Annotated in this window: 17 protein-coding genes; 7 read left to right on the plus strand and 10 right to left on the minus strand. The window is 49.7% G+C overall.

Features of this window, described 5'->3' with window-relative positions:
- The first annotated feature begins 67 nt into the window (after window positions 1–67).
- The 3 genes from P40081_RS25365 (at window position 68) to P40081_RS25375 (ending at window position 3,618) form a co-directional block, all read left to right on the plus strand.
- Window positions 68–1,696: an extracellular solute-binding protein gene (locus tag P40081_RS25365; protein ID WP_042138998.1), complete on the plus strand. Its 1,629-nt coding sequence runs from the start codon at window positions 68–70 to the stop codon at window positions 1,694–1,696.
- Window positions 1,697–1,767: 71 nt separating this feature from the next.
- Window positions 1,768–2,724: an ABC transporter permease gene (locus P40081_RS25370; protein ID WP_081970090.1), complete on the plus strand. Its 957-nt coding sequence runs from the start codon at window positions 1,768–1,770 to the stop codon at window positions 2,722–2,724.
- A 12-nt stretch (window positions 2,725–2,736) separates the two neighbouring features.
- Window positions 2,737–3,618, plus strand: coding sequence for a carbohydrate ABC transporter permease (locus P40081_RS25375; RefSeq protein ID WP_039297582.1), 882 nt, complete (start codon window positions 2,737–2,739; stop codon window positions 3,616–3,618).
- 96 nt (window positions 3,619–3,714) lie between these two features.
- Here P40081_RS25375 and uidA read toward each other — a convergent pair whose 3' ends face one another.
- The 4 genes from uidA to P40081_RS25395 are packed head-to-tail and all read right to left on the minus strand — an operon-like array spanning window position 3,715 to window position 8,705.
- Window positions 3,715–5,514, minus strand: coding sequence for a beta-glucuronidase (uidA, locus tag P40081_RS25380; protein WP_042138999.1), 1,800 nt, complete (start codon window positions 5,512–5,514; stop codon window positions 3,715–3,717).
- Window positions 5,515–5,546: 32 nt separating this feature from the next.
- A complete protein-coding gene (locus P40081_RS25385; RefSeq protein ID WP_042139000.1) occupies window positions 5,547–6,890 on the minus strand; it encodes an ABC transporter substrate-binding protein in 1,344 nt (447 codons plus the stop codon).
- A 28-nt stretch (window positions 6,891–6,918) separates the two neighbouring features.
- On the minus strand, window positions 6,919–7,749 hold the full coding sequence (locus P40081_RS25390) for a carbohydrate ABC transporter permease (protein ID WP_042139001.1): 831 nt from the start codon (window positions 7,747–7,749) through the stop codon (window positions 6,919–6,921).
- Between the two features lie 11 nt (window positions 7,750–7,760).
- Window positions 7,761–8,705: a carbohydrate ABC transporter permease gene (locus P40081_RS25395; protein ID WP_231575192.1), complete on the minus strand. Its 945-nt coding sequence runs from the start codon at window positions 8,703–8,705 to the stop codon at window positions 7,761–7,763.
- A 192-nt stretch (window positions 8,706–8,897) separates the two neighbouring features.
- Between P40081_RS25395 and P40081_RS25400 the strand changes: the two genes are divergently transcribed.
- The 4 genes from P40081_RS25400 (at window position 8,898) to P40081_RS25415 (ending at window position 16,132) form a co-directional block, all read left to right on the plus strand.
- A complete protein-coding gene (locus tag P40081_RS25400; RefSeq protein WP_042139004.1) occupies window positions 8,898–10,685 on the plus strand; it encodes a sensor histidine kinase in 1,788 nt (595 codons plus the stop codon).
- A gap of 1 nt (window position 10,686) precedes the next feature.
- The gene (locus P40081_RS25405; RefSeq protein WP_042139005.1) at window positions 10,687–12,294 is read left to right on the plus strand and encodes a response regulator transcription factor; all 1,608 of its coding nucleotides are present in this window, start codon (window positions 10,687–10,689) and stop codon (window positions 12,292–12,294) included.
- Between the two features lie 155 nt (window positions 12,295–12,449).
- Window positions 12,450–14,336 carry a PAS domain S-box protein gene (locus P40081_RS25410; protein ID WP_042139006.1) on the plus strand — a complete coding sequence of 629 codons (1,887 nt, stop codon included), beginning with the start codon at window positions 12,450–12,452 and terminating at the stop codon, window positions 14,334–14,336.
- A gap of 134 nt (window positions 14,337–14,470) precedes the next feature.
- A complete protein-coding gene (locus tag P40081_RS25415) occupies window positions 14,471–16,132 on the plus strand; it encodes a ribonuclease J (RefSeq protein WP_231575193.1) in 1,662 nt (553 codons plus the stop codon).
- A 653-nt stretch (window positions 16,133–16,785) separates the two neighbouring features.
- On the opposite strand, the gene P40081_RS25425 is transcribed toward P40081_RS25415, so the two are convergent.
- The 6 genes from P40081_RS25425 to P40081_RS25450 form a co-directional block, all read right to left on the minus strand.
- Window positions 16,786–17,547, minus strand: coding sequence for an SDR family oxidoreductase (locus tag P40081_RS25425; protein ID WP_042139008.1), 762 nt, complete (start codon window positions 17,545–17,547; stop codon window positions 16,786–16,788).
- A 156-nt stretch (window positions 17,548–17,703) separates the two neighbouring features.
- The gene (locus tag P40081_RS25430; protein WP_042139009.1) at window positions 17,704–18,357 is read right to left on the minus strand and encodes a response regulator; all 654 of its coding nucleotides are present in this window, start codon (window positions 18,355–18,357) and stop codon (window positions 17,704–17,706) included.
- Window positions 18,354–19,553, minus strand: a complete 1,200-nt coding sequence (locus P40081_RS25435; RefSeq protein ID WP_042139010.1) for a sensor histidine kinase — start codon at window positions 19,551–19,553, stop codon at window positions 18,354–18,356. The genes P40081_RS25430 and P40081_RS25435 overlap by 4 nt, the downstream gene beginning before the upstream one ends.
- Before the next feature lie 138 nt (window positions 19,554–19,691).
- Window positions 19,692–21,884: an MMPL family transporter gene (locus tag P40081_RS25440; RefSeq protein ID WP_042139012.1), complete on the minus strand. Its 2,193-nt coding sequence runs from the start codon at window positions 21,882–21,884 to the stop codon at window positions 19,692–19,694.
- A 154-nt stretch (window positions 21,885–22,038) separates the two neighbouring features.
- Window positions 22,039–22,941 (minus strand): carbohydrate ABC transporter permease, encoded by a 903-nt coding sequence (locus P40081_RS25445; protein WP_081970091.1) that lies wholly within the window; start codon window positions 22,939–22,941, stop codon window positions 22,039–22,041.
- Window positions 22,938–23,819 carry a carbohydrate ABC transporter permease gene (locus P40081_RS25450; protein ID WP_042139013.1) on the minus strand — a complete coding sequence of 294 codons (882 nt, stop codon included), beginning with the start codon at window positions 23,817–23,819 and terminating at the stop codon, window positions 22,938–22,940. Before P40081_RS25450 ends, P40081_RS25445 begins: the two co-directional genes overlap by 4 nt.
- Between the last annotated feature and the right edge of the window lie 17 nt (window positions 23,820–23,836).

Genomic DNA, 23,836 nt, shown 5'->3' on the forward strand with positions numbered 1-23,836 from the left:
GCATGAACCCGGCAGCACAGCAGGTTCTTACAACTACTAATGGAATCATTTGAGGAGGTTAACAGGAATGAGGAGAACAAGCAGAAAAATAATGTTTTCGCTCATGGCATCTCTGCTGGCAGGCAGCACGCTGGCAGGATGCTCGGAGAACAAGGCAGGGAACAATTCCCCATCCGGCTCAGACACAGCATCAGAATCAGCAGCGGTATACCCGATGCAAACGGACACTGCACTCACTTATTGGGGAGCATTACCTAATAATCTGACGGGAGTAAAATCAGCGCATGCGGAGGTTCCCTTTTACCAGGAATGGCAGAAACGTACTGGGGTTACAGTAGATTTCACCGCCCCTCCGGCTAACCAGATCGACGAATCCTTCAACGTGATGCTCGCCTCCGGTGAATTGCCTGATATGCTGGAGTACAACTTCTTCAACTTCCCGGGCGGTCCGGAAAAAGCAATCAAGGACGGATACATCTTGGAGCTGAATGACCTGATCGACAAATACGCCCCGAACTACAAGAAATATCTCCAGGAGCATCCCGAGGTTGAGAAAATGGTCAAGACAGACAAAGGAAGCTATTACTCGTTTCCTTTCATCCGCGGGGATGAATCGCTGCTTACCTTCCAGGGGCCGGTGATCCGCAAGGATTGGCTGGATGAGCTGGGTCTGCCCGTACCTGAAACCATCGATGAATGGACCACTGCTTTGAAAGCGTTTAAAGAGAAAAAAGGGGCTGCTGCACCGATCTCCTTCGTCGCCAAACCGCGTGTATTCAATGAACTGGGCAATGGCGCTTTCATCGGGGCGTTTGGCGTTACCCGCGACTTCTATCTGGAGGACGGGAAGGTTAAATTCGGTCCGGCAGAACCTGGTTATAAAGACTTCCTGAGCTTATTCCGGGGATGGTATGCGGACGGACTGCTGGATAAAGATGTGGCCACCGTCGATTCCAAGGTGATGGATGCCAATATTACTTCGGGCCAGACCGGGGCAACCTGGGCCAATGCTGGCGGCGGTATCGGGAAATGGCAGCCGATCCTTAAGGGAGCCGATCCGCAGGCTTCCATTGTCGCGGCTCCTTATCCGGTGCTGGAGAAGGGCACTTCACCAAAGTTCGGCCAACGGGATTATGCCTTCTCCACCGGCGGGATGGTAGCGATCTCGGCGACGTCCAAGAATGCGGAGCTGGCGGTCAAGCTGCTTGATTATGGCTACAGCGAAGAAGGCAATAAGCTGTTTAACTTCGGAACAGAGGGTGTCAGCTACACGATGGAAGACGGTTATCCGAAATTCACGGATCTGCTGATGAGCAATCCCGACAAGCTGGCCCCTGCACAAGCCATGTCTCTATATATCCGTGGCAATACGATGGGTCCCTTTGTCTCCGATAACCGGGTCTCCGAACAGTACCTGAACCTGCCGGAGCAGCAGGCCGCGATACCTATCTGGCAGAAGACGGACATGGCCAAATACCAGATTCCGCTGGTAACTCCAACTCCGGAGGAAAGCGCTGAATATGCCAACATCATGGCGGATGTGAACACGCTGGTCGATGAAATGACACTGAAGATTATCCTTGGAACGGAGCCGCTTGAGGCTTATGACAAGTATCTGGAGAAGCTGAATTCCGTCAAGCTCCCGCGTGCCATTGAGATTAAACAGGCCGCACTGGAGCGGTACTTGAAGCGCTAAATTACAGTCAAGCCGGGAGCAGATCGTTGATCGGCTGAAGAGCTGCTCCCGTAAGGAGGAATAGAGAAACCATGTCCAAATTAGCTCCTATGACCGGCGTTCAAACTTCTGTTAACAACAGCTTTAAGCACCGTTTCCTCCGGGATTTCAAGCTGAACAGACTGCTGTATATCATGATGATTCCGGTCATCCTCTACTATGTCGTATTCCATTATGCACCGATGTATGGCGCGATTATTGCCTTCAAGGATTTCTCGCCGATGAAAGGGATTCTAGGCAGTGACTGGGTAGGACTCCAGCACTTCAGGGATTTCTTCTCCAGCTATTATTTCTGGCGGATTCTGAGTAATACCGTGATTATCAGCGTGTATTCGATTCTGTTCATGTTTCCGGCCCCGATCCTTCTGGCTCTGCTGATCAATGAAGTGAGAAATCAGAGCTTCAAACGGATAGTCCAGACCTTCTCGTATATGCCCTACTTCATTTCACTCGTCGTCATTTGCGGGATGATTACCGATTTCACCAACAGCAACGGGGTTATTAATACACTATTCTCCTGGCTCGGGTATGACGGAACCGCTATGCTGCAGAAGCCCGGCCTGTTCCGCCCGGTCTATATCCTGTCCGAAATCTGGCAAAAGATCGGCTGGGAATCGATTATTTACATTGCCGCCTTGGCCGGTATTGACCAGGAGCAGTATGAAGCCGCCCGGATTGACGGTGCCAGCCGTCTGAAGCAGATGCTGCACATTACCCTGCCGGGAATTCTGCCTACGATCACCATCATGTTCATCCTGCGGATGGGCAATATGCTGAATGTCGGCTTCGAGAAAATCATTCTGCTCTACAATCCTGTAACCTATGAAACAGCTGACGTCATTTCTTCCTTTGTGTACAGAAAAGGCTTGCTGGAATTCGGCTGGAGCTATAGTTCAGCAGTCGGCTTGTTTAACTCGGTTGTGAATCTCATTCTATTGATCTCGGCCAATTACATCAGCCGCAGAGTTAATAAAACCAGCCTTTGGTAGGAGGAAACCGTTATGCATGCCGACACCGGCCTGAGAAATAAAATCTTTGATTACACCATTAACACCGTGCTGATTCTACTTGTTATCGTAACGTTATATCCGCTTCTATATGTACTGTTCGCCTCCTTCAGCGATTCCGCGGAGCTGGTTGCGAACAAGGGATTCTTGTGGAAGCCGCTGGGCTTCAGTCTCGAAGCTTACAAGAGCGTGTTCAGCAATCCCGGCATTATCAAGGGTTACGGCAATACACTGTTCATTCTGGTCTTCGGTGTCACCCTTAACATGCTGCTGACCGCAATAGCAGCCTATGTGCTGTCCAGAAGAAATGTAATGTGGAACAGCGCCTTCACCCTGCTGATCGTGTTCACAATGTTCTTCCACGGCGGCCTGATTCCGATGTACCTGATCGTCAAGGGTGTCGGATTGATTGATTCCATCTGGGCAACCATCATACCGTTCGCTGTCAGCACCTTTAACCTGATTATCATGCGCACCGCATTCTCGGCGATTCCCGAGAGCCTGGAGGAATCGGCCAAGATCGACGGCGCTAACCATTTGACGATCCTGTTCCGGATCGTATTGCCTTTGTCCAAGCCGGTTATAGCCGTAATGGTGCTCTATTATGCCGTCGAGAAATGGAATGCGTGGTTCTATGCATCCATCTTTCTGAGGGACAGAGACCTGTTCCCGCTGCAGCTGATACTCCGGGAGATCCTGATCGCCAATTCGACAGACAGCATGTCGGCAGGAGCAAGCTCGGCGGATCAGTTCATGATCGGAGAAACGATTAAATACGCCACCATTATTGTAGCAACGGTGCCCATCCTGTGTGTGTATCCCTTCGTCCAGAAGTATTTCGAGAAGGGTGTAATGATTGGTGCGGTGAAGGGGTAGTCTCAGAATATGCGCAAAAAGCCCGCCACAATGAACACTGCATAAATCGCAGGTGTACATTGTGGCGGGCCTAATGCTGTGTGTATCAAGCTTCCATTATTTCGGCTTATACCCGAAATCCGGGATAGCCGTCCATCTCTTGCGCAGCTCATGCGCTGCCGCTTTGGGCTTGCGTTCCCGGGTGAAGATCCCCTTCTTGTTGCCTTGGACCCGGATAATACCCTGGCCCGTGGCAAAGTCTGCGAAATTCCAGACCTGTTCGCCGACGAAATCTTCAAATTCGTCGAAGATCCCGTGATTGGCCCTGTAGAACTCCACCTGATATTCTTCCGTGAACATGATCGGCTCCACATCATGCAGTCCGGCTACGGTATCTGTTCCGTATTCAGTCATCATCATCGGTTTACCCGGACAACGTTTGGTCCAGGCCTCCAGTTCAAGCCGCAGCTTGCCTTTGGCCGATTCGAGATCGCCTCCGTCCACATACCAGCCATAATAACGGTTGAAGCCGAGCACATCAATCAGCTCGGAGATCTTATCGTTTAAGGGCGAAGCCTCTATATGTGTCACCAGGGTAACCGGGCGGTGCTGCGGATCTTCATCCCGCATCTGCTCGATCAGCGGCTTGAAGTACTCGTATGCTCCCTCTTCATAGGATGCCGGTTCATTAGCCACATTCCACATCACTACACAGGCATGGTTCTTATCCCGGTTAATCAGCTCCCGGATGACCTGCTGGTGATGCTCAAAGGTTTGGACTTCCTTCCACGTCTCTTTCTTCGATCCCCCGGATAACATCACCAGGAAATTAAGATCCAGGCCTACCGCCGGCGTCTCATCAATGACAACGAAGCCTTCACGGTCGGCAAGCCGCATCACTTCTTCGGCATAAGGATAATGCGCGGTACGGAAGGAGTTGGCTCCCGTCCACTTCATCAGGTTGAAATCCATGATATTCGCTGCTTCATCTAAGCCCCGGCCATGAAACGGGGTATCCTCATGTCTGCCGTAGCCCTTGAAGTAAAAGGGCTGGTTGTTGATCAGGAACTGCCCCTCCCGCACTTCGACTGTCCGCACGCCAAACGGCAGCCCGTAGACATCCAGCACCTGCTCGGCTTCCAGCAGTTCAATCTTCAGGGTATACAGGTAGGCATTCAACGGCTGCCATAGGGTAACACCGGGAATATCCAGCCGGCCGGAGCTTCCGGTCCCCGAGGAGACTGCGTTTCCCTCTTCATCCAGAACAGTGACCCGGATATCTGCTTCTCCGCTGACATCCACGCTGTAACGGACAATCCCGTTACCGCCGTGATAATCGGTTACGACAGTAATATCCTGCACGAAGGTTTGAGGCGTAGAGTAGATTTTCACCGGCCGCTGCAGTCCTGCAAAGTTGAAGAAATCGAAGTTCGGCTGATTCTTCAGCCTGGTCTTCCCGCCGGGTTCTTCAGTCTCTGTGTATAGACCTACAGGCAATGTCGTGTAATCCACAACATTATTGACGGCAACCGTCAGCCGGTTCGATCCAGTCCGGATATACTCATTAATCACGGCCTCGAAGGGCAGAAATCCGCCGGAATGCTCTATCACAAAGCTTCCATTGATGAATACCTTGGCCTTATGTGTAGCCGAGCCGAAGCGGAGAACAAGACGTTCATTCATGATGGTCTGCGGAAGAATCAGCTCCCGCTCATACCACACCCAGCCGACATGATTGCGGATCTGCGGATTCACGCCAAGATCATTATAGGCAGAGGGAACCGCCATTGGGATCGTATCTGTCAGCTTGGATGCATACCAGTTCTCTTCGAATCCCAAGCCGTGATCCAGCTTGAAATTCCATACCCCGGCCAGATCATACAGACCGCGGGTTTCCGTCATTATTGGATAAAGCACGTGCAGCCCTCCTATCTAATCTCTGTTTTCATTCAGGATTTGGAATCGATGATCTTCTGGATCTTGGTTTGGGCATTCTGGATCGTCGCATCAATGCTTTGACCCGAGAGCATCATTTTATCAAACTCCTCCAGGAGCACTTTCTCAAGCTCTGCATGATAAGGTACCGCTGTGGCTGTCGTAGTAGCTTTGGTATTCTCCAGAACATAGAGCAGGGATTCTTTATCGATCATTTCCGGATTTTTGCTGCCGGCGATGATCCGGTCGACTACATCATTCAGATCAGCTTTTTTCCAGGACGGGATATTCTTCCCTTGCAGAACAATGCCTTCCGTGGAGAACCAGCGGATGAAGGTGTACGCTTCGTCTTTATGCTTGGATTTGCTATAAAGGCTCAGTACGTCACCGCTGACATTCGCAGAGATCGGATCTTCAGCATTCAGCTTGGGAAGCGGAGCAAATACGGTCTTGAAGCTGGCAGGAATCGTGTCTGTCCCTCCGGTTTCCGGAATAAGGAATGAGCCCGTTACCAGCATGCTTGTATCCTGATTGAAATATTGCGGTCTGTAATTCAGCTTCTGGCTGACCACCTCCGAATACGGTGTAGCGGAGCCTTCCGCCTCTCCCTGAAGACGCAGCTCCAGCGACTTACGCATGTAAGGATTGTCAATATTGGCGGTCTTTCCATCATCTGTAGTCAGATTTGAATTAAGCGATTGGCCGAAGTTCTGCACCAGGTACCCATATTGAATCCAGCTGTGAAAATAGGTGCCATACCGGGTTTTATCGCCCTCTTTTTTCGTCATAGCCTTCGCATATTCCATATACTGATCCCAGGTCCAGTCCTTGGGCAGCTCGAGTCCCGCTTCTTTCAGATGATTCGCATTGATAATAACGAGACCCTGGGAGGACTTGCCGGGCAGTCCATAGACCTTGCCGTCAATTGAGGTATCGGCCGTATATTCATCGGCGAAATTAATTCCGTCTTTAGCCAAATAATCATCCAGCGGTTCGATCATGCCAAGCCCCGCCCGTTGGGACAGATACGTCATATTGCTGAACATGATAATATCCAGATCATCGCCGCCGGCAACGGCCAGATCAAGCTTCTTGTAGAATTCATTGGAGTTGTTATCTTCAGCGGAGGCAAACTCCACTTTGATATTGGGATGCGTCTTTTCGAACTCTGCAATCACTACATCCCAGTTATCCATTTTTTTGGCATACCAGTTGCTCAGCTTAATCGTTACAGGTTCATTCGTTCCTTCTCCGGTACCCGGGGCAGCCCCTTCTTCCGAATTGGCACCGCCGCACCCCGAAATCAGCAAGGATAACAGCGGTACCAGGATGAATAGTTTCTTGTTGGCTTTGAACATTGTATAAACCCCCTATAGTGTAATTAGTCTAGCCTTTGACACTTCCCATAGCAACTCCCTCAATCACCTGCTTCTGCCCAATCATGAAGATGATTAATAGAGGTAGAATGGCTGAAACCGCACCTGCCATCATTAAGGAGTAGAACTCGCCGCTGAAATCAGCGAATTTCCGGATGCCCAGCTGTAAGGTAAATAAAGAATCAGAACGAAGAAAGATCAGCGGATTCTGATAATCATTCCAGGTCCAGATGAAGCGGAGAATCATGTAGGTTGCCAGGGCCGGCTGCACAAGCGGCAGGGCGATCCGGCTAAAGACCGTCCAGTGGCCTGCAGCATCAATCCGGGCGGATTCAATAATCTCATCATGAATGCCGAGGAAAAACTGTCTCAGCAAAAAGGTTCCCAGCACACCTGAAGCGGCAAGCAGCACAAGTCCGATATGACTGTCAAACAGTCCAAGCCAGCGGTACATAATAAATTGCGGAACGAGAATGGCTTGGGTTGGAATCATAAAGGTGGCTAAGACAAGCAGGAATAGCATATCCCGTCCTTTAAAAATAACCTTCGAGAATCCATAGGCTGCCATGGCGGAAATAATCAAGGAAAGCGCTGTCGACATCAACGTTACCTTCGCACTATTCCAGTAATACAGGGAGAACGGCACGGCTCCAGCCCATACCTGCCTGTAGTTCTCCACCATATTCCATTTCGTTGGAATCCACTGAATCGGATACTTCATGACATCAAGCTCCGGCTTAAAGGATGCGGAGAGCATCCATAAGAAAGGCATAATAAACAGTATCCCTGCAACTCCCATACACAATGTCACAATAACGCGGCTAAGCTTGATTGATCGCATGTTTAAACCTCCTAGTAGTTGACCCATTTCTTTTGTCCGACCCATTGAATCAGGGTCACTAGCAGGATGAGCATCAGCAGAATAATCCCCATCGCGGATGCGTACCCCGACTCCAGGTTAATGAATGCAACCTCGTACAGATAAAATACAATTACCGAGGTTGACCCTGCCGGCCCGCCACCCGTCAACACCATAATCAGATCAAACACCTTGAAGGATCCGACAATCCCCGTGATTAACAGGAAGAATGAGGTTGGAGATAGTAAAGGTAATGTAATTCTGAAGAATTGTCTCAGCGGTGAAGCACCGTCCACATCAGCGGCTTCATACAAATCCCGTGAAATATTCTGCAGCCCGGCCAGATAAATCACCATGTTGAAGCCTAGCGAAGTCCACACCATAATAATCATGACCGAGATCAGCGCAAACTTGGGGTCTGCTAACCACAGGGGAGGATTGTCCACACCTATGGATCTAAGAAATCCATTGATCGGGCCATTGTTCGGATGGTACAGCACTCTCCATAATAGGGCTATGGCAACAAAGCTCGAAATGAAGGGCATGAAATAAATCACTTTGAAAAATGTTTTGAAATACGTTGCTTTGTTAATTAATGCTGCCAGCACCAAAGCCAGAAACATCGCTACCGGGACTACAGCAATCATAATAAGGTTGTTAATCAGCGAACGGTGAAAGGATTCATCCTGCACCAGCCTGGCGTAGTTGTCCAGCCCGACAAAATGAAACCCCTCCAGCCCGGACACAAAATTCCAATCCGAGAAGCTAATCACACCGGACAAGAGAATCGGAATGATCACCAGGGTTGTGGTCAGAATGAGCATGGGTGAAATGAATAAATACCCGGCAATATTGTCATACAAAGCCTGCTTGCGCATTCTGCCTGTCCCCGGCTTCCCGAACCGCTTCATCGTCCCCTCTTTAGGTATAACCTCCACGTTTTCCACCTCGTTTTATTTTTGTATCTTCATTATAAAATCGCCCGTTTAATTGCACATGCAACGAATTTATCTATAGCGAAAAGTTTGTATAGCATTATTTTTTCTGAAATGAAAAAATTATTGGATGAGGTTAACGGCATAATAAAGTACCATGATCTAGTGAAGTTCTGTTACTGGAGGGGGAAATGAATGAAGAAGAACAATAGGCTAAGTCAATTATCCTTCCGGCAAAAGCTTATCCTGACCTCTATCACCTGCCTGGTTATACCAGCGATCGGGATGCTGTATATAACGATGGTGTATTCCAAGCTTATTATCCGGGAGCATTCTCTGGAAAAAGCTACGCAATCCTTAACGATTGTGCAGTCACAGATCGATGTGATCTTCGAAGAGATGGTATCGGTCTCGAATTTCGTCCACTTTGATCCGGAGATTAAGACCCTGCTGGAGGATGCCAAGACCAATCCGGTTGCCGCAAGAACCTTGACGAGCCGGCTGGAGCAGGTGGCCGGCGATACCCTCGACTTACGCATCACGCTTCTGGACAAGGAAGGACATGCCTATTCCGATTATTCCTTTTACGACTATGATCCGCGTCAATTTATTGAACAGGGCTGGTTCCCAACTCTGGAGAAGCTCACACCGTATGACACTTTATTCATGGGGGCAGAAGCCAATTATCTGACCTCCCTTGAGCCTGAGAAGCCGTTTGTATTCATGACAGCCCGGGCATTAAGAGAGGGGATTGCCGCTCCGCCCTATGCCTACCTTATTGTCAGCCGCAGTGAAGCCTCCATTCGTGAGCGGTTTGCTTCATTAGAGGAAGATGTTTATCTGCTGAATGATAAGGAGACGATTCTGTCCAACCGGAACCAGGCCCTGATCGGGTCTGATTTCAATACCCTGTTGCCGATCGATGAGCTGGCGTTCCCGGATATCGTAGAATTTAAGAACGAGAATCAGCTCCTCCTCTCGCTGCCGCTCAAATATGCCAAATGGCGGTTAGTCAGTGTAGCCCCCTATGAACAGCTGACGGAAAGATTGAACGGGATCAACCGGACCGGCTTGTTCATTCAAGCTATTTTTGCGGTCAGCTTTCTGTTCGCACTAACTTATCTGCTGCGGAGATTCACGAAGCCTGTGCTTGTCCTGGGGAAGGTTGCCCGCAGAGTGGAATCCGGGGATATGATGGTCCGCTCCAACATCCGGGGAACCGACGAAATCGGCAGCCTGGGCCTCTCCTTTGATAAAATGCTGGACCGTGTCCAGCTCATGCTGCAGCAGGTGGAAGCCGAGCAGGAATTGAAACGCCAGGCGGAAATTGCGATGCTGCAGGCTCAGATTAATCCTCATTTCCTGTTTAACGTGCTAAGCTCCATCCGGCTAAAGCTGCTGATGAAACAGGATGAGGAGAATGCATTTATCGTCGGCTCCTTATCCTCTATGCTGCGGGCCAGCTTTTCAAGTCAGGATGAATGGGTCTCGGTGGCTTATGAGCTTGAATCCGCCAAGCAATATATGGAGCTCATGCGGTTTACGATGAGATATCCCACCAGCTCTGAAGTCCATGTGAATAAAGATTTGCTGCTGGAGACCGTTCCGCGGTTTATTCTGCAGCCGATTATTGAGAATGCTTATAAGCACGGATTCGTACAAGGCGGGGGCAGGATTATAATTTCCATCACAAAAATCAAATCCATGCTTAACATAAGCGTCGAGGATAACGGAACGGGAATGGATGAACCTACACTGACTGCGTTATTGCAGCATATTAAACAGCAGGAAGTGGGGACAGATCCGGTGAATGTTGCCGGGTCCCCTGAACCTCCGCCCTCTCGCGGGATCGGACTAATTAATGTCTATCAGCGGTTAAAGCTCATCTACGGGGACGGCTTCGACATGAATATTGAGAGCATTCACGGACACCGTACAATCGTACAATTAGCACTGCCTGTGAAGCGGATAGGAGTGGACTAACGTGGTATATAAAGTAGTATTAGCCGATGATCACTACCCTGTACTGGAATATCTGAGCGCCAGTATTCCCTGGGATACCTTAGGCCTGGAGTTGTCGGCCTCATGCTCTGACGGCAAACAGGCCTGGGAAGCCTGTCAGCTGCATCAGCCTGATATTCTGCTCACAGATATCGGCATGCCGGCGATGGACGGGCTGGAATTAATCCGGAAGGTCCGGGAGGTGAATCCCCAGCTTCAGGCGATTATCTTGTCCTGCCACGGGGAATTCGAATATGCCCAACAGGCGGTGAAATTGAATGTTGCCGAATATATATTGAAAGAAAGCCTGCAAATTGATCAGGTCGTTTCAGTATTGACTGAGGCGGTTTCCCGGCTGGAGATCAGAATGATCTCCCAGAATAATTACCTCCAGATGCAGAAGCTGGTCACGCAGAACCACTCTGCAATCCGGACGAGATTTATCCGTATGTTCCTCGAGCAGCCAGTCTGGGATGAGGCTGAATGGTTCGGACAAGCCGCCGCTATGGGCATCCGTCTGCAAGAGGGAATGCCCTACCTGCCGGTCCTGGCTATCCCGGAACGCTCCCATGAGCTGGAACGGCGTTTCGGAGGCATTGTGAACATGCAGTTCGTGATAGATAATGTGCTGCAGGAATTTCTTGAGATCGATGGCATTATCCAGTTCGCCTTAACAGAACGGCAGTTCATCCTCTTCATCCCCTTTCCGCGCCTTCTGATCCGGAATCTTCATGAGGAATTCAGGGATAAATTCCGGCATGTCCAGAAGATGTCGAAGCTGCATCTCCGAATGGGAATTTCATTCTTTTACGGCGAGGCAACGTCAAGTCTGATCGACATCAAGAAGCAGATTCAGGCCTTACTGGATTCACAGGCCCTGCGCTTTTATACGGCTGAGGGAGCCATAATGAAGCTTGAACCTATTCAGACAACCAATGAGGACCTGTTTGTTCATTACGCTGAAATTCTTCAGCAGTTAAGAGACTGTATTCAGAATGAGGATGGTGCGCGGGTTACTGCTGCAGTTACAGAGATCAAGAAGCATATCTGGGACAAGAAATACCCGGTCGAAAGCGTAAAAAGCTGGCTGCTCAAAATGGTAATGGAGCTGGAATTAAAATATACCGTCATGCAGAATTTCGTGAACAATTTCAATAGTGAAATGCATCAGCGCTCCATCCGGGAGCTTGAAACCCTGGATCAGCTAATGGAGTGGCTGGAACAGTTCCTGAAAGACAAGATCTTGATGCTGAGGTCCATGTGGAAGCAAAATGTCCGGAAGGAAGTGGCCGAGGCCAAACGTTATGTCATGAATCATATTGGGGAGAAGGTAGGCATGGATGAGATGGCCCGGCGGCTTGGCCTGAACCCTACCCATTTCAGCCGGTTATTCAAAATCGAGACCGGTCTCACCTATATAGAGTTCGTGACCAAACTAAAAATGGAACGTGCGCAGGAGCTGTTGAATCAGACGAACATCACCATAGTAGATATAGCAGAGCAGTTAGGCTATGACAATGTCAGCTATTTCATTAAGCTCTTCCGTAACTTCTCCGGTATGACTCCGGTAGAATACCGGAAATTGATCTAAGCCCCTCTTTTTGGCAAAGCCAACTCTGATTCAATAAGAAACCAAAGGGGTAAATTAAATCCGAAGTTATATTCATTAAATTTTAAGTATCGAAGAGACCTTCAAAGCGGAAGGTCTATTTTTCACGACATAAAAACTTACTTAAGGAGGACACCATGCATCGCGTAAACCTGAATCAGGAACGTTTCAACCAGCAGGTCATAGATAATGCCTCCTTTGGAATCGCACTTGTTGGATCAGAAGGTGTGATATTGACGGTTAACCCCGCCATGGAACGGATCTTTGGCTATTCCAAGGCTGAGCTTGACGGAATGAAGCTGCAAGAGCTTTTCAATCCCGATGATGAATTCGGAAATATACATGATCTTAGGGAGCTCATGGGTGACCGGACGGATATACAGCTTGAAACGCGGTTTCTTTCAAAAAAAGGGGATCAGATGTGGGGAATGCTCACTCTCAAGTTTTTCAGCGGAGAGGATCATCCATCGTATTACATTTGTCAAATCGTTGACATCACTAAGCAAAAGGAATCCGAGCAGCGCCTTCAGGAGTCCGTAGAGCGGTACACATCGCTAAAAAAATACAACCATGACTCCGTCATTTCCTTTGGCCTGGACGGCCGGATTATTAACGCCAACAGTATGGCTGAAAAAATAACCGGCTACTCCATCGAGTCTGACCTGATCGGGATGGAACTGGCCCTTCTGATTGGACAGGAGTGTGTCCAGAACATTCTGGACAGATCTCTATATGATGAATCGGTTGATCAGCATATCAACACGCTTTACACCAAAAATGGAGAAGTCATAGAAGTGCTTACCAGTATTGCACCGATTTACGTGAATAATCAAAATATCGGATTCTACCTTATATGCAAAGACATTTCCGAGCAGAGACAGCTGCTGCTTGCCAAGGAAGCCGCCGAATCCACAAACAGGGCGAAAAGCGAGTTCCTGGCTATGATGAGCCATGAAATCCGCACTCCGATGAACGGGGTTGTGGGCATGACGGATATCCTGCTCGACACCACGGAGCTTACCGGAGAGCAGCACAGCTATGTGGAAATTATCCGTAAAAGCGGAGAAACCCTGCTCAATATTATCAATGACATCCTTGATTTGTCCAAAATCGAGGCAGGCCGGACTGAACTGCAGGAGCATACATTTGATCTGCGCAAATGCATCAAGGACAGCTTTGCTGTCATTTCCATAAGTGCTGCCCAAAAGAACCTGGAACTCTCCAGCAGTATAAATCATGATGTTCCCGACCATATATACGGTGACAGCGAACGTTTAAAGCAGGTACTTCTGAACCTGCTCGGCAATGCTGTGAAATTCACGCAGAGCGGCAGTATATCGGTAAAAGTGAAGCTTGTCCGGGAAGCTCCGTTCATGTTGGGCTTCACGGTGACAGATACAGGCATTGGAATTAATCCCTCCCGGCTTAACGAGATCTTTGAGCCCTTCGCGCAGATTGACAGTTTTATGTCCCGCCAGCATGAAGGCACCGGTCTTGGCCTTGCTATCAGCCGCAGAATTATCGGCATGATGGGCGGCGAGATCTATGCAGAGAGTGACGGCAAAAGAGGCTCCTCCTTCACCTTCACGATCAAGCCCAAGAAAGCTGAAGACATTTACAGCCAAGAGACTCCCATGAACAAACTCCCTGCCTCACGCGAAGTGAGCATCCTCCTTGCCGAAGACAATTATATTAACCAGCTGGTGATGACCAAGACACTTGAAAAAATAGGTCACAGGATTACTACCGTAACAAACGGGATAGATGCAGTTGAAGCAGCATGCAAAGAGCCGTTTGATCTCATATTAATGGATCTGCATATGCCGATTATGAACGGCTTCGAGGCAGTGAAGAGGATCAGAGAGGAGCTTAAGGAGAAGAGTCCGCCTATCATCGCGGTTACAGCCAATGCGCTGAAGGGGGACCGGGAAAAGTGCCTGGCTGCAGGGATGGACGAATATGTCAGTAAGCCTGTAAAGCGTGAAGTCATTCTGAAGCTTATAAACCAGTTTGTGCAAAAATAGGAGATGGATGCGCAGACCTTCGCAGAATATACCGGAGGTCTGCTAATGCGTCTAGTATATGATTAGAAATCTGGATAATATCCTGCACACCCAAACATAATAAAGATGATTTATATATGGAAGGGGTGCTCACAATGTCAAAAGAACGGCTACGGATTGCTGCACTAGGCGGTGTTCACGAGATAGGAAAAAATATGTATTTCCTGCAATATGGGGATGATATCGTGGCTATTGATTGCGGATCCAAATTTCCTGACGAGAGCCTGCTGGGGATCGACTTAATTATTCCGGATGTAGCTTTTTTATTAGAAAATATCGATAAGGTACGGGCACTGGTTGTAACTCACGGACATGAGGACCACATCGGAGGCATCCCTTACCTGCTGAAACAATTAAACATTCCTCTCTACGCCTCCCGCCTGACCCTGGGATTAATCGAGAATAAACTCAAAGAACACGGGCTTCTCCGTCAAACCAGCCTGAACTGCATCAATTCAGACTCGATCCTCACGTTCGGCCAAATCACCACTAGCTTCTTTAATACCAATCACAGTATTCCGGACTGCCTGGGTGTTGTCTTTGATACTCCCGAAGGAACGGTGGTCCACACAGGGGACTTCAAGTTCGATATGACCCCGGTCAACAAGCAATATCCGGATATACATAAAATGGCGGACATCGGTAAAAAAGGTGTCCGGTTTCTGCTCTCGGAGAGCACGAATGCTGAACGTCCCGGCTTCACTCCATCCGAACAGCTTGTTGGCGCTCATCTGGAAGATGCCTTCAAAAAAGCAGAGCGCAGAATCTTTGTCTCCACCTTCGCCTCCAATGTACACCGGCTGCAGCAGGTTGTAGACGCTGCGGTTGTGACAGGACGCAAGCTCGCCTTGCTTGGACGGAGTATGGTGAACGTTGTTGCCGTATCCCGTGATCTGGGATATTTGAGCATTCCGGACGGTATGCTGGTCGAACCTGCGGAGGCTGCCAAGCTGCCTCCGCAGGAAGTAGCTGTCCTGTGCACGGGAAGTCAAGGCGAACCTATGGCGGCACTATCCCGCTTGGCAAATTCAAGCAACCGGCAGATGGAAATCGGTGCCGGAGATACCGTACTCCTTGCAGCCAATCCGATTCCGGGCAATGAACGCAATGTATCCAGGATTGTAGACAATCTCTATCTCCTCGGCGCACGGGTGATTTATGGATCGCGCAGCGAGCTTCACGTGTCCGGCCACGGCAGCCAGGAGGAATTAAAGCTGATGCTGACCTTAATGAAGCCGGAGTACTTCATTCCGATTCATGGTGAATACCGGATGCTGCATCACCACCGCTTATTGGCCGAAGCTGTCGGGGTACAGGGGGATCATATCTTCCTGCTCAAAAATGGCGAGCTGGTGGAGTCGGCAGAAGGGGTTGTCCGCCAATCAGGTAGGGTGACTGCCGGGCAGATTTTTGTGGATGGCCTTGGAATTGGCGACATTGGCAATGTAGTCTTGCGGGACCGGCGCCAATTGTCTGCTGACGGGGTACTGATCACGGTTATTACCCTTAGTCAATCGGATGGACGGCTGTTGAACGAGCCGGATACGATTTCCCGGGGATTCATTTATGTCCGCAATTCAGACAATCTGATGGATGAGATCAATCAGCTGGTCAAGGCAACTCTCCAGAAGATGAGCGAGGCTGACTTAGGTCAGTGGAATATTATTAAGCAGACCCTAAAGGTTACATTAAGCAAATTTCTTTATGAGAAGACGAAACGCCGTCCCATGATCCTTCCGATTATTATTGAAGTATAAAATAACGGCCTGCTTTTGGTGTTCTACCAAAGACAGGCCGTTACCCCTCCTTCAAAGAATCCCGGAATTCACCTGGATTCGTTTTTGATCTGGTACAGAATCCCTCTTTTTTTGAGCCAGCCAATCACCATTGCATCCATCAAGCCGGTACACCCGCTCTTCCAAATTCCATATTTTGAGACGCCGTGCTTTCTTATTTGATGGGTTACCGTAACTTCAACGACCGAGAACCCGTTCATCTTGGCCAGTGTCGGCAGAAAACGGTGCATTCCATTGTATAAATGAAAGCTGTCCCGACCTCCCGGGTGAACAGCTTCATTGGGCAGCCTGTATCATAAACCGCTTCTCCTGTAATCCAGTTGCGGATTCCATTGCCGAGCCGTGAGGATATCCTCATAAGTCCCGTGTCTTTACGCTCCAGCCGTCTTCCGTTTACAAAATCGATCCTTTCTATAAAAGGTATCAGTCTGAATATATCCCGGGGATCGGTCTCCAGATTTCATAACTCTCAATTCTGCCGCTCAGCGCTTCCGTAATACTCAAATACAGATCGTTTATATTGTCTTCTTCATTATAAACCGGTACGACGACTGACAGACGGATCACCTGAAACACCTCAATTTCTATTTAGGCATATGGCGGCAGACTGTGAGTTAGAAGCCTGCTGTCCAGCCTGCATCCGCAGTAATTACAGCACCGTTGACGAAACTGGATTCATCCGATGCAAGGAATAGAGCCACCTTGGCGATTTCCTCAGGCTGCCCGAGGCGGGGAATTACCCCTTTGATTACCTTAGTGCGTGCCGCACCAAGCTCATTTACATTGTTTATCGTATTGACGATATTCGTCATTGTCGCACCGGGAGCGATTGCATTACATCGGATTCCTTGCTGGGCATACATAAATCCGGTGTTCTTCGTAATGCCGACCACTGCGTGTTTGGAGGCGGTATAAGCGACACCGGCATGTGCACCGCAGAAGCCCCCCGTCGAAGCTGTATTTACGATAACTCCTTTTCCTTTATCCAGAAAAATCGGCAATGCCTTGCGTATGGCCCGCATCACACTTTTCGTGTTCACATCAAATATCAGCTCCCATTTCTCATCTGTAACATCACCGGCTGGCGCCATATTATCCATAATGCCAGCGTTATTAACCAGAATATCAAGCGTACCAAAGGTGGAAACTGCCAGATCGATCATCTCATGAATGTCGTGTTCAAGGGCAACATTAGTCTGGATGGCAACCGCCTCTCCGCCGTTCGTCCTGATACCGGCCGCAACGGCTTCAGCTCCTTCCAGGTTCAGATCGGACACGATGACCCTGGCACCTTCTTCCGCGTATAACTCCGCAATGGCCTTGCCCATTCCTGAAGCGGCACCTGTAATGACTGCTACTTTATTATTCAAACGCATATACTATTCCTCCTTGTTATCCATCCTGCAATGATTGGGGTAATGTTCTTTTATGCCTTAATCATACAGAGCACAGGATTCTTTAACATCGTCCTAACGGGAAAAGCGGCCTGCCCTTTCGGGCAAAAAAAAACATGCAGAAACGGTCTCCGCATGTTACATATTCAATAATCCCCGCTCCAGGGCGGTAGCCACTGCCTGCGGCCTGGAATCCACACCCAGCTTGTTGTATATGTTGGTCAGATGAGCTTTAACTGTCCGCTCAGAGACACCCATATCGAGGGCGATGGCTTTGCTGGTGTCCCCCCGGGACACACTCTGCAGGATGAACACTTCCCGTTCACTGAGCAGGGAACCGGCGTCCCGGGAAGGGACCGGAGCCTGCTGCTTGTCACGGACAGACAGGACACGTTCCATGATATCGGCAGTGAGTAAAGTCTCCCCGCGTACCGCCGACTTTATATTCCGGAACAGGTTCTCCCGGCTGGTATCCTTCAACAGATACCCTTTCGCTCCAAGCGCCAGACCTTTAATCATTAATTCATCTTCGTTGTAGGTGGTCAAAATAATGACCGGAACCGTACTATTCCTGCTCTTCAGCTGTTCCATCGTTTCCAGTCCGCTCATCACAGGCATGTTGAGGTCCATCAGGATCACATCCGGCTGCAGCTCGTCTATCAAAGGCAGAGCCTGCTGCCCGTTCCCGGCCTCACCGACAACCTGGAACTCCTCACCCGTCTCCAGGATAAGCTTGAGCCCCTCGCGGACTACGTAATGATCGTCCACAATCAGAATTTTATATATGCTCATATGAATTCTCCCTTAACCAGTGGTGTCTCAATCGTAACCGTTGTCCCTTGAGAATTACTGAATACTTTCAACTCCCCGCCAAGAAGTCTTACTCTTTCCTGTAATCCTAACAACCCGTAATGACCGGCATCCCTGCCAATAGCTTCGGTGTTGAATCCGATTCCGTTGTCGGTAATTCCGATCGATAGCCGGCCCTTCTCATCCGACAATGACACCCAAACCTTGTCGGCCCGCGCATGCCGGGCGATATTCGTCAGACATTCTTTAACGATATGGGAGCTGTGCTCCATCAGCAATCTGGATAAACGTCTGGTCAGTTTAAGGTCTGTAACTACAGGAATACCCGTGGAGTCTGTAAAATGCAGGATTTCATCTTCAACCGACTCCTTGAAATCAATTTCCGGCGCTGATTTGAGCCGTAAATTATCGATTGCTCCCCGTGCATCAGCCAAGGTCCTGCGGGCCTGCTGCATGGACTGTTTAATAATCTCCCCGGTCCTCTCAGTATTACCGCGTGACAAGTGTGCATCCGCAGCCTCAAGCCGCATAATCAGCCCCGCCACCCCCTGGGCCAGCGTATCATGCAAATCCCTGGCCATCCGCTGCCGTTCATTGGCGAGCGTCAATTCCTCCACCTTCTTATGAGCTTCCTGCAGATCCTGGAGAAAGCTCTGAATGCGCTGGCGCTCGTGCACCTGCCGGAAGAACATAATTGCAAAAGCAAACATAATGATCAGCATTAACACGAATATCGGGAGCAAAAAAATGATTTCTTTCGTATCCCCAACCGTCAGACCGGCGTCAAAAAAGATGATCACGCTGACAATAGCAGCAATGGATATTCTTTTGATCTGAATAGAAGAGTTGAGACTCTGGGCAATAAGCACGGGGAGCAGTCCGATTAGAACCGCCTGGTATCCGCCCGGCATCAGAATTGCACACCAGTAAATTAGAACGCCTTGTATAGAGAAATACAGCCAGAATTGTTTATTCGTAAACTTGTATGAAAACCAGTGCAGCAGTACATGAACTGAGAATAATCCTGTGAATACTGAGGGAGACAATATCTGCGGATCATGGTAAAACTGAAGAAACACAGTGGAAATATATACGACCGATGTCCAGATGACAGTCGGCAGTCTCGCTACGAACAAATCATTTATAAACTGATTAACCGTTGGTTTGTTTTCTTCCATAGGATCGGCCTCCCACGCAATTATACATTACTGAAGCATCGGTTCACATCTTCCGGTCCACAGACTGGCAGCAGGGAACCGGCTATCCGCCGATCCCTGCTGCCAGTAATCTATATATTCATTATCGTTATTGAGTATCTACGCCGATCTGGACACCTTCTGCGAATGCTTCAGCTCTACTTCCTTCATTACTTCCTCACCTTCGACATCCAGGTTCGGCAGCAGGCGGTCCAGCCACTTCGGGAAATACCAGGCCGACTTCCCAAGCAAGGTCATCACGCCGGGAACAATAAGCATCCGGACGATAAAGGCATCAAAGAGAACTCCAAAGGCAAGCGCCAGTCCCATGACCTTAACCATCGGCTCCTCTGCCAGAATGAAGCCGGTAAATACAGCGATCATAATCAGTCCGGCTGCAGTTACCACTCCTCCACTGTGATGGATACCGGCAAGAACCGACTGTTTGGCATCTCCGCTCTTCTTGAAGGCTTCACGCATCCGGCTGACCAGGAAGACTTCGTAGTCCATCGCCAACCCAAACAGTACACCCACTACGATGATCGGCAGGAAATTGAATACCGGTGCCTCTGCATAGAATCCAAACAGCTTCTGGAAATAGCCATCCTGTACGACAAAGGTGACAAAGCCTAAGGTTGCCCCCAGCGACAGAATGAATCCCAGTACAGCCTTGACCGGTACCAGAATCGAACGGAACACCAGCATCAGCAGCACAAAAGCCAAGCCGACGATGATCAGGCAGAATTTAGGCAACGCCTGGTTCAATTTCTGGGTGATATCAATGTTGACGGCAGTGCTGCCCGTTACACCAATCTTGACATGATCCTGCTGTTCAATGGCCGGGGCTTTATCCCGAATCAGATGCACAAGATCGATCGTTTCGGAATCATTAGGACCCGTCGCCGGCATGACGGTAATCAGCGACACTTTACCGGAAGGGCCGGTGACTGCCGGATTTACGGCAACCACATTGGGATAGGTTTTCACTTCCTCCATTACTTTATTAAGATTAGCCGCCGCCTCTTCTCCGCCATCCGTTTCGGCCAGAATGACCAACGGTCCGTGGTAGCCTGCACCGTAGGTATCAGACAAGAGATCGTATGCCCGGCGTTCAGTGGTATCCGGCGATTTCTGCCCGTCATTCCCCAGACCCGTCTCCATGTGAAAGAACGGCAGCGCAATGGTTGCCAGCAGCGCTACACCTGCCACGACAGCTATTAATGGCTGCCCGGTAACAAACCTTCCCCACAAATTCCCGCTGCCTGCGTTTTTTTGCTTGCTGCCTCTATTCCGGGAACGCTTAGCAGGAGCCTTAATCCGGCCGCCCAGCAAATCCAATACCGCAGGAACTACGAATATGGATGTCAATATTGCGGTGAGCACACAGAGCGCACCTGCTGCTCCCATCGCGGTAAGGAAGGGGACGCCAACGAAGGAGAACCCCAGCAGCGCGATAATGACGGTTACTCCTGCAAATACAACCGCACTTCCGGCTGTGCCGTTCGCGATGGCAATCGCTTCGCGTCTCTCATATCCTTCCGCCAGCTGCTGGCGGTATCTGGCAATAATGAATAGTGCATAATCGATGCCAACAGCCAGCCCAAGCATTCCGGCCAGTGACAGGGCAAAGGAAGGGATATCCAGTATACTTGTTCCGATGATAATCAGCATAATGCCAAATCCGAGGCCCAGACCTGCTGTAAGCACCGGAAGAACACCGGTAAGGATGGAGCCGAGTGCAACAGCGAGAATCACCAGAGCCAGCAATACCCCAAGTCCTTCAGCCGGACTGCTGGTTGCCATTTTTACATAGCCGTCCCCGATCAGTTCTGCCTGCCAGCCCGTGTCCCGAAGTGAGTCTGCGATTTCAAGAACGGAATCCTTCGATTCCTCAGTAACATCATCACCCGGAACGTTATAAGTAATCGTGGCATACCCGACGGTACCCTCCGCATTCAATGAATGATTGTCGTACGGACTTACAACTGAAGCTACCTCCGGGTCCGCTGCCGCTTCCTTGAGCTTCCCGGCAATCAGCTCCTTGGATGCTTCTGAAGATAAGGTTTCGTTGTCCGGCGCCTTCAGCACCAATTGGGTTGTCCCAAGATTTCCTTGCGGATTCGGGAATTCCTTGTTCATAACCTCGAGTGTTTTCTGTGAAGCAAGCCCGGGAATACGGGTCTCCTCACCGAAATGGATCCCCATCGACAACGCCACAATCGCTGCCACCACCACCAGCATAAGGCTTCCAATGAGGACCTTTAACCGGTTCTTCGCCGACCAATATCCCAGCCGGTATAATAATTTCGCCATAACAGTATCGTCTCCTCTGTGTAAGTTCTTCTCTATGCCCTTATCTTATAGACGTGTGAGCCTGCTGCCATCGTCCGATCGGGCGGGAAGCGTCTGCCCTTTCGGGCAGACGCCGAAAAGGCCCCGGATAGGGGCCTTACCGGAAATCTTCATTTCATCCCTTAACCGAACCCACCGTAAGTCCCCCTACGAAATACTTCTGCAGAAAAGAGAAGGCAATCAGAAGCGGAAGTGCGCACAGCATACAGGCTGCAAACAGCACATTCCATTGAGTCGGGTTCTGCTGATCGCCCATGAAGCCGAGCATAGCCAGCGGCAGCGGAGATTGCGACGACTTGGAGATAAACGTCATATTGAAGAAATAATCATTCCAGATCCAGATGCCCTGCGTGATGATCACGGACACCGTGACCGGAATCAGCAGCGGGAATACGACCGTCCAGAACCGGCGGAAGAGTCCCGCACCGTCAATATGGGCTGCTTCCTCTACTTCTTCCGGGACACCGCTGCGGATAAAGCCGGTATACAGGAAGGTGGAGAACGGCAGGCTGCAGGTTACAAACATTAGAATCGGCGTGTACTGCGTGCTGGGAATCCCCAGGCTGTTGATCATTTGCACAATGGGGATCAGCACCATCTGCCCCGGGACAACCAGACCGGCCAGGAAGAAGAGGTACAGGAACTGGCTCCATCTGCTTTTGATCCGCGCCATCGGATAGGATGCCATAGCTGCGAAGACCACTACCAGCAGTACGGAAATGGCCGTCAGCACCACACTGTTCAGGAGAGCAGTCCCAAAATGCATCCGCTCAAAAGCTGTCCGGTAACTGGCAAAGGAAAGCTCATTGAACAAATTCAGCGGATTCGTATTGTTATCCGGAGACCGCAGTGAGGTGGATAACACAATCACCAGCGGAATCAGATTGAGCACCATAATCACGATGACCAGCAGCTGAAGCAGTATTTTTTTAAGCAAAGCTCCGGGATTGAACGGTTTACGCGTCTTTAAGGCAGGCTCAGGCTGCAGCATTTTACCTGCTGTGGTTCCGCTGCTCATGCTGACACCTCTTTTCTATTCATCAGCCGTACCGAGACGGCGGTAACAGCGATAATCAGGATAAACGAAATAATCCCCAGCGCCGAAGCCTTGCCGAACATCTGCTCCGTGAAGGCCATTTTATAAATTGAATAAATCAGGGTGTTAGTCGAAGTTCCGGGACCGCCATTGGTCATAATGAACGGGAAGTCGAAGGCCTTCAGCCCGTTGATCAGGCTCAGCGTCGTGTTGATCGTAATCGATGTGGCAAGCAGAGGAAGCTTCACATAACGCAGCAGCTTCCAGCCGCCGCAGCCGTCAATCCGCCCTGCCTCCAGCAGATCATTCGGAACGGTCTGCAGCCCAGCGAGGAAGATAATCATCGTTGTGCCGACATTCTTCCAGATTTCCACGAAAATGATCGAGTATAACGCCGATGAATAGCTGCCGAGGAAGTTTAAGTTGTCATTTGGAATACCCAGCTTATCCAGGAATGTGGCAATCATCCCGCTGTCCGGCATATAGACATAGCTCCAGATGAAGCCGACCACAATTGCACTGAACAACGTTGGAATGTAAGAGATCGAGCGGTAGAAGCCTTTACCCCGGATCTTCATGTTGAGCAGCAGCGCCAGCGCAAGTCCAATCAGGTTGCCCGCCACTACACTGACTACGGTATAAATCAGTGTGTTGCTGATCGAATTACCTAGCGTCCCTCCGTTAAACAAAGCCTTGTAGTTATCGAAGCCGATATAATTGAAGGTCTGAGCAAACCCGTTATAGTCCGTCACACTATATTGAAACAGCTTGGTAATCGGAAAGATCCAAAAGGTCAAATAAAAGAGCAGCGCCGGGACTGCGAAAAAATACATCGTTTTTTTCATTACGGTAGATTTCATCTCTGTCTTATCCTCCT

Origin of the sequence: Paenibacillus sp. FSL P4-0081 (genome assembly GCF_000758565.1) — a bacterium.
GTDB lineage: Bacteria > Bacillota > Bacilli > Paenibacillales > Paenibacillaceae > Paenibacillus_AQ > Paenibacillus_AQ phytohabitans.

Excerpts from the sequence above, each read along its gene's own strand:
- P40081_RS25365 (WP_042138998.1), top strand. The coding sequence starts at position 68 with ATGAGGAGAACAAGCAGAAAAATAATGTTTTCGCTCATGGCATCTCTG.
- P40081_RS25370 (WP_081970090.1), top strand. The coding sequence starts at position 1,768 with ATGTCCAAATTAGCTCCTATGACCGGCGTTCAAACTTCTGTTAACAAC.
- P40081_RS25375 (WP_039297582.1), top strand. The coding sequence starts at position 2,737 with ATGCATGCCGACACCGGCCTGAGAAATAAAATCTTTGATTACACCATT.
- P40081_RS25385 (WP_042139000.1), bottom strand. The coding sequence starts at position 6,890 with ATGTTCAAAGCCAACAAGAAACTATTCATCCTGGTACCGCTGTTATCC.
- P40081_RS25390 (WP_042139001.1), bottom strand. The coding sequence starts at position 7,749 with ATGCGATCAATCAAGCTTAGCCGCGTTATTGTGACATTGTGTATGGGA.
- P40081_RS25400 (WP_042139004.1), top strand. The coding sequence starts at position 8,898 with ATGAAGAAGAACAATAGGCTAAGTCAATTATCCTTCCGGCAAAAGCTT.
- P40081_RS25410 (WP_042139006.1), top strand. The coding sequence starts at position 12,450 with ATGCATCGCGTAAACCTGAATCAGGAACGTTTCAACCAGCAGGTCATA.
- P40081_RS25415 (WP_231575193.1), top strand. The coding sequence starts at position 14,471 with ATGTCAAAAGAACGGCTACGGATTGCTGCACTAGGCGGTGTTCACGAG.
- P40081_RS25425 (WP_042139008.1), bottom strand. The coding sequence starts at position 17,547 with ATGCGTTTGAATAATAAAGTAGCAGTCATTACAGGTGCCGCTTCAGGA.
- P40081_RS25430 (WP_042139009.1), bottom strand. The coding sequence starts at position 18,357 with ATGAGCATATATAAAATTCTGATTGTGGACGATCATTACGTAGTCCGC.
- P40081_RS25435 (WP_042139010.1), bottom strand. The coding sequence starts at position 19,553 with ATGGAAGAAAACAAACCAACGGTTAATCAGTTTATAAATGATTTGTTC.
- P40081_RS25440 (WP_042139012.1), bottom strand. The coding sequence starts at position 21,884 with ATGGCGAAATTATTATACCGGCTGGGATATTGGTCGGCGAAGAACCGG.
- P40081_RS25445 (WP_081970091.1), bottom strand. The coding sequence starts at position 22,941 with ATGAGCAGCGGAACCACAGCAGGTAAAATGCTGCAGCCTGAGCCTGCC.
- P40081_RS25450 (WP_042139013.1), bottom strand. The coding sequence starts at position 23,819 with ATGAAATCTACCGTAATGAAAAAAACGATGTATTTTTTCGCAGTCCCG.